We start from the raw sequence: 15,809 nt of genomic DNA on the forward strand, positions 1-15,809 counted from the left end.
GTCGTTCGATTCCGTCCGGGAGGACCCACTCATGACCAGCACCGACACCGCGTCCCTGTATTTGCACCCCGATCGGAACCTGGCGATGGAGCTGGTGAGAGCGACCGAGGCGGCGGCGATCCGGGCGACGCCGTGGATCGGGCGCGGGGAGAAGAATCTGGCCGACGGTGCCGCAGTGGACGCGATGCGCAAGTTCCTCGGCACGGTCAATTTCGACGGTCTGATCGTCATCGGCGAGGGCGAGAAGGACAACGCGCCCATGCTGTTCAACGGCGAGCACGTCGGCAACGGGCGAGGGCCGGCCTGCGACATCGCGGTCGACCCGATCGACGGCACCTCCCTCACCGCGGCGGGCCGGCAGAACGCGCTCTCGGTGATCGCCGTGTCGGATCGCGGCAGCATGCTCGACGCGTCCAGCGTCTTCTACATGTCGAAGATCGTGACCGGGCCGGAGGGCGCCGGCGTCGTGGACCTGTCTCAGTCGATCGGGGACAACATCCGGGAGCTGGCGAAGGCCAAGGGCAAGCCGGTCGGCGAGATCCGCGTGGCGGTGCTGGACCGGCCGCGTCACGCGGAGCTGATCGAGGAGATCCGAGCCGCGGGGGCCGGGACGCGCCTGCTCTTCGACGGTGACGTCGCCGGGGGGATCAACGCGGCTCGCTACGAGTCGCGCATCGATATGTGCGTGGGAGTCGGCGGAAGCCCTGAAGGCGTCATCACCGCCGCTGCCGTCAAGGCGCTCGGTGGCTTCATGCAGGGCAAGCTCGCCCCGAAGGACGATGCGGAGCGAGCCGGCGGCATCGCCGCGGGTCTCGACGTCGACCGGATCTATGGCGCGGACGACCTGGTGAAGGGCGACAACACGTTCTTCGTGGCGACCGGCGTGACCGATGGCGGGCTCGTCGAGGGCGTGCGCCGCAAGGGGCCGATCATCCGCACCGAGTCGATCGTGCTGCGCTCCAAGTCGGGCACGATCCGCCGCGTGATCGCGGACCACCTCGCCGAGAAGTGGCTGGAGCCGGAGCAGCTGTAGGGCAGAGCGCCGGCGCGCCCGCGCGCGTCAGGCGGCGCCGGACTCCTCGGCGTCCGCGTCGTGCGCGTGGGCGCGCTCCTGCTCCTCGATCGCGAGCTTGTCGATGCCGTGCATGTCGCGCGGCTCCAGCTCGTTCGTCAGCTCGAAGGCGGTGAGTTCGCGTGGAGCCTCCTCGATGCCTTCGTTGACGCCGATGACCTTGGACTCGTCGAGGGCCCCGAGCTTGCGCGCGGCGGGGAACACCTGCCGCTCGAACGAGCCGACGAAACCGTTGTAGTCCTTCACGGTGCGCTCGATCGAGCGGCCGAGCTTCTCGATGTGAGTGGCCGTGGTGGCGAGGCGGCTGTACAGGGTGCGGCTGAGATCGAAGAGCTGCTTGGCCTCCTGGGTCAGGACGTCCTGCTGCCAGCTGAACGCGACGGTCTTGAGCACCGACCACAGGGTGACGGGGGAGGCCAGCGCCACCCGCTTGCCGAACGCGAACTCCATGATCGACGGATCCGCTTCGAGCGCCGACGAGATGAGCGACTCGCTCGGGATGAAGGCGATCACCAGCTCCGGAGACGACTCCAGGCCCGTCCAGTACGCCTTGGTGCCGAGGGTCGTGATGTGGTCGCGGACGGCCTTCACGTGCTGCTTCATCAACGCCTCGCGGCGGGCGCCCTCGGCTCCGGTCGCTGTCGCGGGGATCTGGCTGGCCTCCAGGTAGGCGTTGAAGGGAACCTTCGCGTCGAGCGCGATGCTCTTGCCACCGGGCAGGCGCACGATCATGTCCGGCCGGCCCGCGCCCGACTCCGAGTGGATGCTGGACTGCACGTCGAAGTCCACCCGCTCGAGCAGGCCCGCCGCCTCCACCACGCTGCGCAGCTGAGTCTCGCCCCAGACACCGCGGGTGCTGTTGGAGCGCAGGGCGGACGCCAGCGCCTCCGCGGTGCTGCGCAGCCGCTCCTCCGACTCCGCGGCCGTGCGCAGCTGCTGCGTCAGCTGACCGTGCTGCTCGCTGCGCTGCGACTCCAGCTGGACCACCTTGCGCTGCATGTCCGTGAGGCTCTCGGCGACCGGCGCGAGCGCCTGCAGCACCTTGCTCTCCGCCCGCTCGCGCTCCGTCTGGGCCTGCAGCTCGGCGCGGTGGCGCTCCACCGTCTCGCGCTGCAGCTCCTGGGCGCCGCGCAGCTGCTCGGCGAGGGCGTCCACCCGGGACTGCGCCGCCGCGAGGTCGGCGCGGATCTCCGCCTGCACCGCCTGCTCGGCCGTGCGCAGCTCGGCGAGGGCCGCCGCGTGACGCGCCTCGACGACCGCCGGGTCGACGACGGGCGCCGTCGGTGCGGCGCTCGCTGCGCGGTCGCGCAGCAGCTTCGCCACCGCGAACCCCGCGCCGGCGGCGCCGACGACGAGCCCGAGGAGGAGACCGATGAGCAGCGCGAGGAAGTCCATGCCGTCAGTGTGCCAGGGGGGTCCGACACTGCGGTGGTCCCGCGCCGCGGTCCGGCGCCGTGGTGGGCGGCGGGAACGGAGGGGATCGGGTGCGCCGCGCCGACGGACGGCGGGCGACGGAGGAGATGGGGCGCGGAGCGGCCGGGAAACCCTCCCTTGCCGACGGCCAGGTGAGCCGACGGATCAGGCGGCGGAGGGATCAGGCGGCGGCGGCCATCCCGATGCGGCCGACGCGGGCGCCGGTGAGCGCCGCGAGGTCGTCGATGGTGCCCGCGCCGTGGCGTTTCGCCGCGTGGACGACGATCGCGGCGCACGCCTCGGCGTCCGCGAGGGCGTCGTGGTGGGCGAAGTCCTCGAAGCCGGCGGCCATCGCCGCGACGGGCAGACGGTACGAGTCGAGCGCGTACGTGCGGCGTGCGACCTGGAGGCTGCACAGGTAGCGGTACTCCGGGCAGGCGATCGCGGTCGCGGCGCATGCCGCCCGGATCACGCCCATGTCGAAGCCGGCGTTGTGCGCGACGAGGTGGTCGTCCTCCGCGAACTCGACCAGGTCGGCGAGCTGCTCCTCCCATCCCGCGGCGCCGACCACGTCGGCGGGCCGGATGCCGTGGATGCGGATGTTCCACTCCTGGAAGTGGTCGTGCCCGAACGGTGGCTGGATGAACCAGCCCGCGCGGTCGACGACCCGGCCGTCCCTCACTTTCACCAGCCCGACGGAGCAGGCGGACGCCGCGGACGAGTTCGCGGTCTCGAAGTCGATGGCGGTGAAGTCCAGGGTCACGCAGTCATGCTCGCACGCGCCGCCGACACGGCCCGGTCACACGTCGGGCGCGCCGCAGCATCCGGACCGCGCGGCACCGCGCGCGTACGATCGGCGCATGCGCTCCCGTCACGACCGCGACCTGCACGCCGCTTCCTTCGACCGCGCCGCCGACGTCTACGACGCGTCGCGGCCGAGCTATCCCGCCGAAGCGGTGGCCTGGCTCACCGACGGTCGGGAAGGGGCGGCGCTCGACCTCGGCGCGGGCACCGGCAAGCTGACCGCAGCGCTCGTGGACAGGGGGTTCGACGTCACGGCGGTGGATCCGTCTCCGGAGATGCTGCGGGTGCTCGGGAGCAGGCTGCCCGGGGTCGAGGCGCTGCTCGGCACGGCGGAGCGCATCCCCGTGGCGGACGCGTCGCAGGGGCTGGTGACCGTCGCGCAGGCGTGGCACTGGGTCGATGCCGCGCGGGCCGTTCCGGAGGTCGCCCGGGTGCTGACACCGGGCGGTCGCCTCGGCCTCGTCTGGAACTACCGCGACGAGCGCGTCGAATGGGTGCGCCTCCTGAGCGAGCTGATCGGCGCGGGCGACGCGTACACGGGAGGGGAGGAGCAGCCTGTGGTCGGCGCCCCGTTCGGTCCGCTGGAGCGCCACGACGTGCCGTGGACGCAGCAGCTCGACCTCGGCGGCCTGCTCGACCTGGTGCGGTCGCGCAGCTACTTCATCACCAAGGACCCCGACGCGCAGGCGGCGGTCATCGCGTCCGTGCGGAGGCTGCACGCCGAGCATCCCGAGCTCGCCGGCGCGGAGACGATCGCACTGCCGTACGTGACGCACTGCTACCGGGCGGACCTCGCGGGCTGAGGGCACGCGGTCGCACCGTAGAATGGACGACCGTGGCTCTCACTATCGGTATCGTCGGACTCCCCAACGTGGGCAAGTCCACCCTGTTCAACGCGCTGACCAAGAACGACGCGCTCGCCGCGAACTACCCGTTCGCGACCATCGAGCCGAACGTCGGCGTGGTGAACCTCCCCGATCCGCGGCTCGACAAGCTCGCCGAGCTGTTCGGCAGCGAGCGCATCCTCCCGGCACCGGTGTCGTTCCTCGACATCGCCGGCATCGTCAAGGGCGCCAGCGAGGGGGAGGGCCTGGGCAACAAGTTCCTCGCCAACATCCGCGAGGCCGACGCCATCGCGCAGGTCGTCCGCGGCTTCAGCGACCCCGACGTCGTGCACGTCGCCGGAAAGGTCGACGCCGCCGGCGACATGGAGACCATCAACACCGAGCTCATCCTCGCCGACCTCCAGACCCTCGAGAAGGCGGAGGCCCGGTACGAGAAGGAGGTCAAGGGCCGCAAGCTCGAGCCCGTCGTTCTCGAGACCGCCCGGGAGGCCACCGCGTGGCTCAACTCCGGCAAGCCCCTCTCGACCTCCACGATCGACCTCGAGCCGATCCGCGAGCTCGGGCTGCTGACGGCCAAGCCCTTCATCTACGTGTTCAACGTCGACGAGGACGTCCTCACCGACGACGCCCGCCGCGCCGAGCTCGCCGCCCTCGTGGCCCCCGCGCAGGCCGTGTTCCTCGACGCCAAGCTCGAGTCCGAGCTCATCGATCTCGACGCGGAGGACGCCGCCGAGCTCCTCGCCTCCACCGGCCAGACCGAGAGCGGCCTCGACCAGCTCGCCCGCATCGGCTTCGACACCCTCGGCCTGCAGACCTACCTCACCGCCGGCCCCAAGGAAACCCGCGCCTGGACCATCCCCAAGGGCGCCAAGGCCCCCCAGGCCGCCGGCGTCATCCACACCGACTTCGAGAAGGGCTTCATCAAAGCCGAAGTCATCTCCTTCGACGACCTGGTCGAATCCGGGAGCGTCGCCGAGGCGCGATCGCGTGGAAAGGCGCGCATGGAGGGGAGGGATTATGTGATGCAGGACGGGGATGTGGTGGAGTTCCGCTTCAACGTCTGAGTGCCTGCTCGTCCCTCACGGAGGAGATCCCGGCCGAACCCCGGGCGGATCCCCTCCGTTACCTGAATTTCCCCCGGCGTGTCTCTGGTGATCCCCTCCGTTGCCGACGATACTCGCCGCCCTTCGCTGCCGTAGCTGGTCGAGAACAGCTGTCCCAGGACGAACGTCGGGGGACGCGCGGTGAGGCCCGGTCACCTCACGCCGAAGACCTCCGCGGCGTCCGCGGCGCGTAGCGCGGATCGCGCACGGAGGTCTTCAGGGCGTCAGCCGCCCGCGAAGAGTCGCGGAGCCCGCCTCACCCTGCGGCGAGGTTCGTCGCGTCGGCCGGGCTGAGCACTCGGTTCCAGATGAACACGTCGTCGATGGCGCCGTTGGCCGGCCAGCGATAGCTGGAGGCGCCCGGCGCGGCGTTTCCGACGGTCCACGGGGTGGATCCGTAGGGATAGGTGGACTTCCCCGGCGTGAAGTACCACTCGTTCTGCCAGGTGCCGTCGACGTAGAGGAAGACCGTCCCGGTCGTCTGGTTGACGGTCGCGGTGATCGTGTGCCAGCTGTTCGGCTGGAAGGACGAGACCGAGCGCACGTCGACGACGGAGTTGTCCGCGAAGACCTGCGCCATGTGGAAGTGGCCGTCCGCGTCGTAGAAGATCCCCGAGTGGAAGCCCTGTTTCGTCAGCACGGCCTGGTTGGCAGTGTTGGCGGCGCCAGTGCCGGTCGGAAGGGTGCTGGGCTTGTAGCGCGCGCTCAGGGAATAGCTTCCGGTCTGCACGGCATCCAGTGCGGGAGTGCTGGGCAGCGGCACGACCGCGTCGGACCCGTTGAACGCCACCGCGCCCGCGTGCACGCCCGCCGTCCAGGAAGCGCCGTTCTGAAGTGCGGCGGTCCCTCCCGCCCCGAGCACTGCCGTGGTGGTCCCGGACCCTTCGTCGAGCGGAAGCCCGCCGACGAGCCCGTCGCCGGCATCGACCGTCCCGACGACGGAGATGTCGTCGATAGCGACGGCGCCGCCGTTCTTGAGGCCGAAGATCAGCTGGTAGTCCGGGTAGGCGCCGGTGGTGAACGTCACGGACCGACTCTTGACCGCCCCGTCGCCGGGGTCGTTCCAGACGGTGAAGCCGACGTCCTTCGCGACCCCTGCCGTGGCGCTCCTGGCGAGCACGTAGTCGCCGCCGCCGCTGCCGGAGGCGGTCGTCATCCGCGAGCGGAACGACACGGTGTAGGAGGTCAGCGGCTTCAGGGCGAGCCTCGACGGGTTGGAGGTCAGGAACTCGGTGAAGGGGGTGGATGTCGGAGCGCTCCCGCGGGCGGAGTACCCCGAGATCGCCGTCCCCGACGCGTTCGTGAGCGAACCGGTCGTGCCTCCTGTGCCGGCGGTGTAGAGGCTGTCGGCGAAGGACGAGGTGCGGAACGACTCGAACGCGTTCTGCGTGACGGTGATGTCGTCGAGGGAGACGGCGCCGCCGTTCTTGAGGCCGAAGATGAGGTAGTAGTCGCTGTACGCGCCCGTCGTGAACGTGACCGAGCGGTTCTTCACCGTTGCGTCGCCCGGATCGTTCCACACGGTGAAGCCGACGTCTTTCGGAACGCCTCCTGTGGCGGTGCGGGCGAGGACGTAGTTGCCGCCGCCGGAGCCGGACGCCGTCGTCGTCTTGGTCGCGAAGCGGACGGTGTACGACGTCAATGGGGCGAGGGGGATCGCCGCCTGGTCGGAGTAGGCGTACTCCGTGTACGGCGTGGTGGCCGGTGCCGAAGCGGTGACGGAGCGTGTCCCGGTGACGACCTTGGCCGGATCGGAGGTGATCGTCCCGGTCGTCCCGCCGAGGCCGGCCGTGAAGCCGCTCCCCGCGAACGTGCCGGACTCGAACGTCGCCGCGACGGGCGCCGTGGACGCGCTGGCGGCCACCGAGACGGTGCCGACCGGGTAGGTGGTCGCGGCGTCCACGCCGGCGATCGCCAGCTTGATCGGGACCCCGAGGTCGGTGTCGCGCAGGCCGAAGCGCAGCTGGTAGCTGCCGCTCGCGACCGTGTTCGGAATCGTCATCGTGACGTTGCTGGTCAGCGGACGCCCCTCGACGATGTCCCGCGGGTCGAACCCGGCGGCGACGGAGCTCCAGACGGTGGTACCCGAGGAGTTCACCAGCGAGTAGGTCAGTTGGTACTTCTTCCAGGCGCGGCCGACGGCGACGTTGGACCAGACCTGCCGGATGTCGAACGCGGTGCCGGGGACGATGGTCCTGGGCAGCGCGGATTCGTTCACTACGAACCGGTAGCCCATCCGGAGATTGCCCTCCTTGATGGCGGCCGCCTCGTTGGCATAGAAGCCGAGCGCGCCCTCGCCGCCGTCCCAGCCCATCACGGTCGCGTAGTTGGCATGCAGCGACAGGATGTCGTCGAGCCGGTTGCGGACGCTCGACCACGAGTCGACCGGGTAGCCGCCGCAGTACTCGAGGGTGACCGGGAGCCGATTGGGGTTCTGCCAAGCGGCCTCGAGGCCGCGCCGGTCGTCGTCCTGCAGGCAGCCGGAGACGCCGTCCCGGCGGAAGGAGATGTTCGGCTTGGTCAGGGCGTAGTCGAAGGCCGAGTTCTTCATGAAGTCGGCGTAGGAGGCGGGGGAGGTCACCCCGGCGGGCTGTTGCGCCGTGCGCCATTCGTACGAGTCGGACAGGTTCAGCACCTTGTCGGGGAAGGCGTTCGACCACGCGTCGATGACACTCTTCAGCGCGCTGATCCTGGTCGTCATGGAGGTGATGTCGTAGCCGCTGTGCCACTCGCCCCACTCGCCGTAGCCGCGGAGATCGATCGTGTCGATCCGGGAGTCGTGGTCGTAGCGGGCGCCGAATGCGGCCATGAAGCTCTGCAGGCGGGCGAGGTACTGCGCGTCGGCGATGTTCCAGACCCGGAACTTCGCGGCCTGGCTGCCGTTGGTGTTGAGGCACGACGGGGCCGTCAGGGTCTGGTTGTCGCACTTGGTCTGATAGGCGACGCCGTAGGGCGCCGAGGCGAGCCAGAGGGGCGCGCCGCCGCTGTACGTGGTGCCGGGGCCCACCTCCATCCCGTCGGTGCCGATGCGGAAGTGGATGCGCTTGCCCTGCGAGCTCCAGTAGGAGATCGCGTTGTCGAGCAGCGTCCAGTCGTAGGTGCCGGGTGAGGGCTCCAAGGTACCCCAATCGGAGAGCACCGAGACGTTCGTGAACTCGGGGAAGGTCCCGTATGTGCCTTCGTCGTGCAGGCCCGGGAGGGCGTTGTCGATGTACTCCCAGCCCATGCCGGGATTGTCCAGCACGGTGTCGATGGGCTGCGGGCGCACGAGCTGCGCTCCGGGGTCCACCGACGGTTCCAGCGCGGCCGCGGCCGTCGGTGCGGTGATCAGCACGGCGAGGGCACCCGCCGTGGTGAGCGCCGCGACGATCCGTGATCGAATCATGTCGTTACTCCTCCACATCGTCGTGTTGGCGTGCAGCGGCCGCATACGGATGCAACCGTGGCCGCGACTCTACTGCAGTAACTTGTCTGGAATCCAGTTAAAAATTGTCCTTGCGTTCACGAAAGTTACTGCAGTAACTTGTGATTCACCCGACCCGGCAGAGACGCCGGGGGAAATGGAGAACCATGCGCACCAAGCAGCAGACGCGCGCCATGCTCGGACTCGTGGTCGCGACGACGGTCGTCGCGTCACTCGGGGCGTGCAGCGCGCAGACCACCGGCTCCGACACGGTCACCCTCACGTTCCTGCACACGGCCAACTCCGGTCCGACGTGGGGCAAGGCGATCGCAGCCTTCGAGAAGCAGCACCCCGGCGTGACCATCAAGGAGCAGCAGACGTCGTTCGACGATCTCAACTCCCAAGTGCAGGCGCGTCTCGGCACCAAGGACCCCTCGATCGACGTCTACACGGTCGACGGGCCGCGTCTCGCCAACATGGCGGCGCAGGGCTTCCTGACCGACGTCTCCGCGGACAAGTCCGAGATCACGGCGCAGACCGGTCAGAGCTCGGTCGACGAGGTGACCTACGACGGCAAGCAGTACGCCTTCCCGCAGTGGACGTCGACCAACCTGATGTTCTACAACAAGGACCTCGTCGCCAAGGCCGGGCTCACCGCGCCGAGCGCTGATCCCGACCAGCGGATGACCTGGGAGCAGGTCGTCGACGACGCCACGAAGGCGCAGGCCGCCGGCGCCAAGTACGGCTTCGGCTTCGAGCAGGTCGACCGCTACTACCAGCTCCAGCCGCTCTTCGAGTCGGCCGGCGGCGGAAGCGGGCTGACCGGCACCGGCAACCTCACGCCCGAGGTCACGAGCCCGGAGTGGAAGACCACGGCGGGCTGGTACGGCGGCCTCTTCGAGTCGGGCCTGTCCCCGAAGGGCATCCCGTCGGAGCAGATGCCCGACCAGTTCGCCTCGGGCAACATCGCGTACTACGTCGGGGGACCGTGGAACACGGCGGCGTTCGAGAAGTCGAGCGTGAACTGGGGTGTGGCGCCGCTGCCGTACTTCGAGGGCGGCAAGGTCGTCACGACCACCGGTTCCTGGCTGGTGGGAGTCAGTCCATACAGTAAGCACGCGGACATCGCGACCGAGTTCTCGCGCTTCATCACCCTCGACGCGACCGGCGCCTCCCTCGTCACCCCGGAGGGCTTGCCCATCCAGAAGGACTCGCTGAAGACCTACCTGGAGGCGTTGGCCGCGAAGGGCGGGACGGATGCGGACCTCGCGGGCATCATCAAGTACGAGATCGCGAACGAGACCGGCATCGCCCGGCCGACCACGGTCGGCTACGTCGACTTCGAGACGATCATGAACAACGCGTTCTCGGACATCCGGAACGGGCACGCGGTCGATCAGACGCTGCAGACGGCCAGCGACAAGATCACGTCCTCGTTCGCCCGCTACAAGTGACCGCCGTCGCCGGAGGCGGCGGGGCCTCGAGCTCCGCCGCCTCCGGGATGGCACTGGAGAACCAGCCATGAACGCACTCGCCCAGGCGACACGCCCTCCGCGGGCGGACGCAGCCGCGCCGGTCCCGGCCACGCCACCTCGGCCCCGGCGCCGCCGCGGCGCCCGTGAGGCCGGGGTCGCCGCCCTGTTCCTCCTCCCGGCTCTGCTGGCGCTCGTCCTGCTGCGGCTGTGGCCGCTCGCCGACGCCGTCGGCACCTCCACCCAGGCCGCTGGTCTCGGCAAGTCCGGATTCGTGGGCCTCGACAACTTCGTCCGCATCCTCGGCGACGCCACCTTCCTCGACGCGCTCAAGGTGACATTGCTCTTCACGCTGGTCGTCAACCCGTTCCAGATCCTCCTGGCACTGGCGTTCGCGGTGATCCTCGTGCAGCGGATCCCGGCTGTCGGGGTCTGGCGATCGCTGATCTTCCTCCCGTCGGCGGTCCCGCAGAGCGTGTCGGCGATCATCTGGGGGATCGCGTTCCGCCCGGACGGCCCGTTGAACGGCGCGCTCCGCCTGCTCGGCATCCCCGCCCAGCCGTTCCTCACCTCCGAGGGACAGGCGCTCATGTGCATCGTGCTCGTGGTGAGCTGGGTGGGCATCGGCTTCTGGATGATGTTCTTGATCGCGGGCCTGAACGACATCCCCCGCGAGCTCTACGAGGCCGCCTCGGTGGACGGCGCCGGCTGGTTCCGGACTTTCTTCACCATCACGATCCCGCAGCTGCGACGCCCGCTGCTGTTCGTGCTCGTCGCCGACACGGTCGCGAACTTCCTGATCTTCGCGCCGGTCCAGATCCTGACCCGAGGCGGGCCGAACGGATCCACGAACCTCGTGATGGTCGAGATCTTCAACCGGGCGTTCGTGACCGGGGATGCCGCCGGGGCCGCCGCGGGGACGATCCTCCTCGTGCTCGTGGTCCTCGCGGTCGTCTCGATCCAGTTCCGCCTCCTGCCAGGGAAGGACTGACATGTCCATGTCCACCGCCGCGATCCGCCGCCGCCCGGTGCGGGTGCTGCTCCTCGTCGCCGCCATCGCCGCGTCCGTCTACGCCCTCCTCCCGCTCGCCTGGGCCGCGGTGGGGGCCTTCCGGCCGGAGAGCGACATCTTCCGCTTCATGGACCCGCTGTCCTGGCAGTCGTTCGTGCCGGTCCCGTTCACGTTCGACAACGTGCGCACGGTGCTGGAATCCTCCTTCCCGCTCGCGCTGGGCAACTCGCTGCTGGTGACAGTGCTCACGGTGGTCATCGGGCTGGCCGTGTGCATCCCCGCGGCGTTCGCCCTGTCGGCTCTGGAGTTCCGCGGCCGCAACGTCGTCTTCGCCGTGATCCTCGTCAGCTTCCTGATCCCCTTCGACAGCATCGCCATCCCGCTGTCGTCGACGTTCCGCACGCTGCAACTGCAGGACAGCTTCCTCGGGATCCTGCTGCCCGGCATCGCGAACGGGCTGGCCATCTTCCAGCTGCGCCAGTTCTTCCTGAGCATCCCGGCGGAGCTCAAGGAGGCGGCCCGGATCGACGGCCTCGGCTGGTTCGGCATCATGCGCCGCGTCTACATGCCCCTGGCGACGCCCGCGATCATCGGCGCCGCCCTCCTCCTCTTCGTCTTCCAGTGGCAGTCCTACCTCTGGCCGCTGCTCGTCGCCCCCGACCCCCAGTTCGTCCTGGCGCCGATCGCGATCGCCAACTACGCGGGCGAGCACTCCGTCGCCTACGGGGCCATCTTCCTCGCGGGGATCGTGACGGCGCTCGTGCCGCTCGCGGTCTTGCTCTTCACCCAGCGGTACTTCACCGCATCCATCGCCACCACCGGATCCAAAGGCTGAGGCCGGACCGTGCGACCCGAAAGGACATCCGTGTCACCCCTCTCCCTCCTGATCGAGACCGACATCTTCTCGGACGTGGATGACGTCGGAGCGCTGGCGATCGCCCACGCTCACGCGGACGCCGGGAACGTGGAGCTGCTGGGCGTCGGTGTGAACACCCCGAGCCGCTGGGGCGTCGCGATGGCGGACCTCGTCAACCGGCACTATGGCCGCCCGGAGATCCCCGTCGGCGCGATGCTCCCGCTCGACGACTCCGTCGCCGACACCGACTATGCCCGCGGGACCGTGCGGGCCTTCGGCATCGTCGACCCGATCGGCGCCGAGAGCGCACCGCAGCTGCTCCGGCGGGTGCTGGAGGCGGCCGACGACGCGAGCGTGACGGTCGTGTCGCTCGGTTTCTTCCAGAACCTGGTGGCCCTCCTCGACGAAGAACCGCCCGGAGGGCTTCCCGGCCGCGACCTGGTGCGCCGGAAGGTCGCCCGCACGGTCGTGATGGGCGGCCTGTTCCCCTCCGGCACGGAGTTCAATGTGGCAGAGTTTCCCACGACGGCGGGCTCCTTCGCCCGCCGATGGCCGGGCCGGATCGAGTTCCTCGGCTGGGAGGTGGGCGACGACGTGATCACGGGCACCGAGCTCTCGCGGACGGGTGCAGCGGACGATCCGGTCGCGGAAGCCTATCGTCGCTTCTCCGGGCCGGGGGCAGGGCGTAAGAGCTGGGACCTCATGACGGTCGATCTCGCCGTGCGCGGCGCCGCCGACCATTACCAGTACTCGGAGCCCGGGCGGGTGGAGGTCGACGACGACGGCGCGACGACATGGCACCCCGCACCCGATGGACCCCACCGGTACGTCACGCGTGTCGCGTCGGCCGACGCAGTCGCGGCTCACCTCGACGGGCTCCTGGCCAGGACTCCGGCGCGTCGCACGGTGAAGGTCGGCGCCTGATGGGTGTCGTGGTCGTCGGCTCGACGAATCTCGACTACCTGCTCGACGTCGCCGAGCTCCCCGCGCTGGGCGAGACCGTGCTGGCGACCGCGCTGACCAAGCAACCGGGGGGCAAAGGAGCGAATCAGGCCGTGGCGGCCGCCCGGATGGGCGCTCGCGTGACCTTCGTCGGCTGCGTCGGCAACGACGACGACGGCACGCTGATGCTGCGTCAGCTGCGTGCCGAGGGGATCGATACGAGCGAGGTGGAGGTGCTCGGCGCCCACTCCAGCGGGCTCGCCATCGTCTACGTCGTACGGAACGGCGACAACTCCATCGCCGTCGTCCCGGGCGCGAACTCCCAGCTCTCCGCGACGCGGGTGCGCCGGGTGGTCTCCTCCCGGGCGAGTCGCGGCTCCGTCGTCGTCGTCCAGCAGGAGATACCCGCGGATGCGGTGCGCGCAGCGGTCGCCGCCGCTGATGAGGGCGGCGCGCGGGTGGTCCTGAACGCCGCACCGGCCGGAGGCCCGGCCCACGAGCTCCTCGGCCTGTGCGATCCGCTCGTCGTCAATGAGAGCGAGGCCGGCCACCTGGTCGGCGGCGCGGTGACCGATCGTGCGGCGGCACTCCGCGCGGCGGACGAGCTCGCACTGCGCGCGCGTTCCGTCGTGATCACCCTCGGAGCGGACGGAGCCGTGTGGTCCGACGGACACGGCGCCACTCACGTGCCCGCTCCGGCGGTGCACGACGTCGCCGACACCGCAGGCGCGGGGGATGCGTTCGTGGGGGTGCTGGCGACGGTGCTCGCGGACGGTGGAGGACTCGGCGCCGCCGTCGAGGCGGGCGTCCTGGCGGGGTCGTATGCTGTAGCCCACACGGGCGCTCAGTCTTCATACCCACGCCGAGAAGATCTCGCCATTCCGGCCTGAGCGGCGCAGGGAGGTGCAGGTGAACGCGACGCGACGCGATGTCGCCGACCGGGCGGGGGTCTCCACCGCCGTGGTCAGCTACGTCGTCAACAACGGACCGGGCAAGGTGGCCGCCGCGACGCGGGCGCGGGTGGAGGCGGCGATCCGCGACCTCGACTACCGGCCGAACGTCATGGCCCGGGCGTTGAAGGGCGGCGTCACGGGAACCGTCGGACTCCTCCTCCCGAGCCCGTCGAACCCCTTCTTCGCGGAGCTCTCCGAAGCGATCCAGCGCGTGCTGGTCGACTCCGGCAAAGTCGCGTTGATCGGTGTCTCGGGCGGCGCGACGAGGAGGGTCGAGCAGTATCTGGAACTGTTCGCGGAGCGCCGCGCCGATGGGCTCATCGTCGCGTCCGACCGAGCCCTGGAGAACGGGTTGAAGTCGCACGACGTCGGTATCCGGGTGGTGAGCGTCGACCGGCCGTTGGAATCCATCGCCGCGTCGACCGTGCTCCTCGATAACGAGAGCGCCGCGGAGCACGCGGTCGCGCACCTGCAGGACCACGGTCACACCGTGATCGGCTGTGTCGCCGGACCGCCCGGAACCCTCCCGACCTCCCGCCGGGTCGCGGGGTGGCGCCGCACGCAGTCCGAAGCAGGCAACCCGGCCGGAGACGACCTGGTCGCCCACGGCGAGTTCACGGAAGTCGGCGGCGAGATCGCCGCGCACGCTCTGCTCGGGCGGGAGCGTCGTGCCGGGGCCGCCGACCGACCTCGGCCCACTGCGCTGTTCGTCTCCTCAGATATCCAGGCCATCGGCGTCATGCACGCGTGCGAGGCGCTGGGACTCGGCGTTCCCGACGACGTCGCCATCGTCTCGGTCGACGGCACGCGAATCGGCGAGTATGCCCGGCCGTCCCTGACCTCGCTGCGTCAGCCGGTCGACGAGATCGCCGCGACCGCCGTCGACGAGTTGCTCTTCGGCACCGGGGCAACCCGCCACGAGCTCTCGGGCAATCTCTTCATCGGGTCGAGCTGCGGCTGCGGGTCGGCGTCGGCTCAGGGAGCGGTGTCCGTCTGAGCCCGGAGCGCCTCGATCTCGGCCGTGTACGGCAGAGAGTCGAGCACGCCCTGGCGTTCCACGACGAGCAGAGCCGCATCCACCGCGAAGCGCACGGCGTCTGCGAGCTCGTGGCCGCGAGCGAGACCCGCCGCGAGAGCGCCGGAGAAGCCGTCCCCCGCACCTGACACGTCCACGACCCTCCCCGCGCGGCGGGGCGGCACGTGGGCGGACCGTTTGGCGGACGCCCATGCCGCACCGTCCGCACCGAGGGTGACCACGGCCGATCGCGCACGCGAGGACAGGGCCTCCGCTGCGCGGATCCCATCGCCAACGGTGTCGACCGGGGCGCCGATGAGCGACGCAGCCTCGGCACGGTTGACCACGACCGGATCGAGGCGGGAGAAGTCGCTCGGATCGAGCGGAACGATCGGAGCCAGGTTGGCCACGATTCGAGCGGTGCCGGACGCGTCGACCAGCCGACTGAACAGCTCCGGCCCGAGCTCGCCCTGGAGAAGCACGATCGCCGGGCGGTCGTTCGAGGAGAAGACGTCATCGATCGTCTCCGCCGGGAGATGGAGATTCGCTCCGGGGTCGACGGTGATGGAGTGGCCCCCGCTCGTCAGCAGGACGAACGCTGTCCCCGTCGGAATGCCGTCGACCACGGCGACGGTGGTGGCGTCCAGTCCCTCGGCCACGAGTGCGCCGCGCAACGCGGCGCCGTGGTCGTCGTCTCCCACGCACCCGGTGAACGAGACGTCGTCGTGGAGCCGGGCGGCCGCGATCGCCTGATTCATGCCTTGGCCGCCCGGGCGGCGCACCATCGCCGACGCGAGCTGGCTCACGCCGTGAGCGGGAGGAGCCGGACTGCTCACGAGGTAGTCAAAGTTCGCCGAACCGAAGACTGCGAGGCGCATCCTGTAATGATGACAGGACTGAAGCGGCGGCGCTGGCGACG

13 protein-coding genes are annotated in these 15,809 nt (G+C 70.0%); 9 read left to right on the forward strand and 4 right to left on the reverse strand.

All coding sequences use genetic code 11. The features are described 5' to 3' along the window. Positions 1–31 precede the first annotated feature (31 nt). The gene (gene glpX / locus LLS1_RS11390) at positions 32–1,033 is read left to right on the forward strand and encodes a class II fructose-bisphosphatase (RefSeq protein ID WP_223357369.1); all 1,002 of its coding nucleotides are present in this window, start codon (positions 32–34) and stop codon (positions 1,031–1,033) included. 27 nt (positions 1,034–1,060) lie between these two features. Here the strand turns inward: glpX and rmuC are convergent, their stop codons facing one another. Further along, positions 1,061–2,467, reverse strand: coding sequence for a DNA recombination protein RmuC (rmuC, locus tag LLS1_RS11395; protein ID WP_226655621.1), 1,407 nt, complete (start codon positions 2,465–2,467; stop codon positions 1,061–1,063). Positions 2,468–2,666: 199 nt separating this feature from the next. Then, positions 2,667–3,248, reverse strand: a complete 582-nt coding sequence (locus LLS1_RS11400; protein WP_226655623.1) for an exonuclease domain-containing protein — start codon at positions 3,246–3,248, stop codon at positions 2,667–2,669. 97 nt (positions 3,249–3,345) lie between these two features. Here LLS1_RS11400 and LLS1_RS11405 point away from each other — a divergent pair, with 97 nt between their 5' ends. Together LLS1_RS11405 and ychF are read left to right on the forward strand one after the other, a co-directional pair. Beyond that, entirely contained in the window at positions 3,346–4,092 is a 747-nt protein-coding gene (locus tag LLS1_RS11405; RefSeq protein ID WP_226655625.1) for a class I SAM-dependent methyltransferase, read from the forward strand. Positions 4,093–4,124: 32 nt separating this feature from the next. Beyond that, on the forward strand, positions 4,125–5,198 hold the full coding sequence (gene ychF / locus LLS1_RS11410) for a redox-regulated ATPase YchF (protein ID WP_226655631.1): 1,074 nt from the start codon (positions 4,125–4,127) through the stop codon (positions 5,196–5,198). A 295-nt stretch (positions 5,199–5,493) separates the two neighbouring features. Here the strand turns inward: ychF and LLS1_RS11415 are convergent, their stop codons facing one another. Next, on the reverse strand, positions 5,494–8,622 hold the full coding sequence (locus LLS1_RS11415) for a LamG-like jellyroll fold domain-containing protein (RefSeq protein ID WP_226655633.1): 3,129 nt from the start codon (positions 8,620–8,622) through the stop codon (positions 5,494–5,496). 185 nt (positions 8,623–8,807) lie between these two features. On the opposite strand from LLS1_RS11415, the gene LLS1_RS11420 reads away from it, so the two are divergent. The 6 genes from LLS1_RS11420 (at position 8,808) to LLS1_RS11445 (ending at position 14,872) form a co-directional block, all read left to right on the forward strand. Beyond that, positions 8,808–10,094, forward strand: coding sequence for a sugar ABC transporter substrate-binding protein (locus LLS1_RS11420; RefSeq protein WP_226655635.1), 1,287 nt, complete (start codon positions 8,808–8,810; stop codon positions 10,092–10,094). 67 nt (positions 10,095–10,161) lie between these two features. Continuing rightward, positions 10,162–11,103, forward strand: a complete 942-nt coding sequence (locus tag LLS1_RS11425) for a carbohydrate ABC transporter permease (RefSeq protein WP_226655637.1) — start codon at positions 10,162–10,164, stop codon at positions 11,101–11,103. 1 nt (position 11,104) lies between these two features. Next, positions 11,105–11,959 (forward strand): carbohydrate ABC transporter permease, encoded by an 855-nt coding sequence (locus LLS1_RS11430; RefSeq protein ID WP_226655639.1) that lies wholly within the window; start codon positions 11,105–11,107, stop codon positions 11,957–11,959. A 30-nt stretch (positions 11,960–11,989) separates the two neighbouring features. Continuing rightward, on the forward strand, positions 11,990–12,904 hold the full coding sequence (locus LLS1_RS11435; protein WP_226655641.1) for a nucleoside hydrolase: 915 nt from the start codon (positions 11,990–11,992) through the stop codon (positions 12,902–12,904). Further along, complete coding sequence (locus tag LLS1_RS11440) at positions 12,904–13,812, forward strand: ribokinase (protein WP_226655643.1); 909 nt, start codon at positions 12,904–12,906, stop codon at positions 13,810–13,812. Before LLS1_RS11435 ends, LLS1_RS11440 begins: the two co-directional genes overlap by 1 nt. A gap of 19 nt (positions 13,813–13,831) precedes the next feature. Beyond that, positions 13,832–14,872 carry a LacI family DNA-binding transcriptional regulator gene (locus LLS1_RS11445; RefSeq protein ID WP_226655645.1) on the forward strand — a complete coding sequence of 347 codons (1,041 nt, stop codon included), beginning with the start codon at positions 13,832–13,834 and terminating at the stop codon, positions 14,870–14,872. Here the strand turns inward: LLS1_RS11445 and LLS1_RS11450 are convergent. Beyond that, the gene (locus LLS1_RS11450) at positions 14,851–15,768 is read right to left on the reverse strand and encodes a ribokinase (RefSeq protein ID WP_226655647.1); all 918 of its coding nucleotides are present in this window, start codon (positions 15,766–15,768) and stop codon (positions 14,851–14,853) included. The genes LLS1_RS11445 and LLS1_RS11450 overlap by 22 nt on opposite strands. Between the last annotated feature and the right edge of the window lie 41 nt (positions 15,769–15,809).

It is taken from the genome of Leifsonia sp. LS1, assembly GCF_020521355.1.
Classification (GTDB): domain Bacteria; phylum Actinomycetota; class Actinomycetes; order Actinomycetales; family Microbacteriaceae; genus Leifsonia.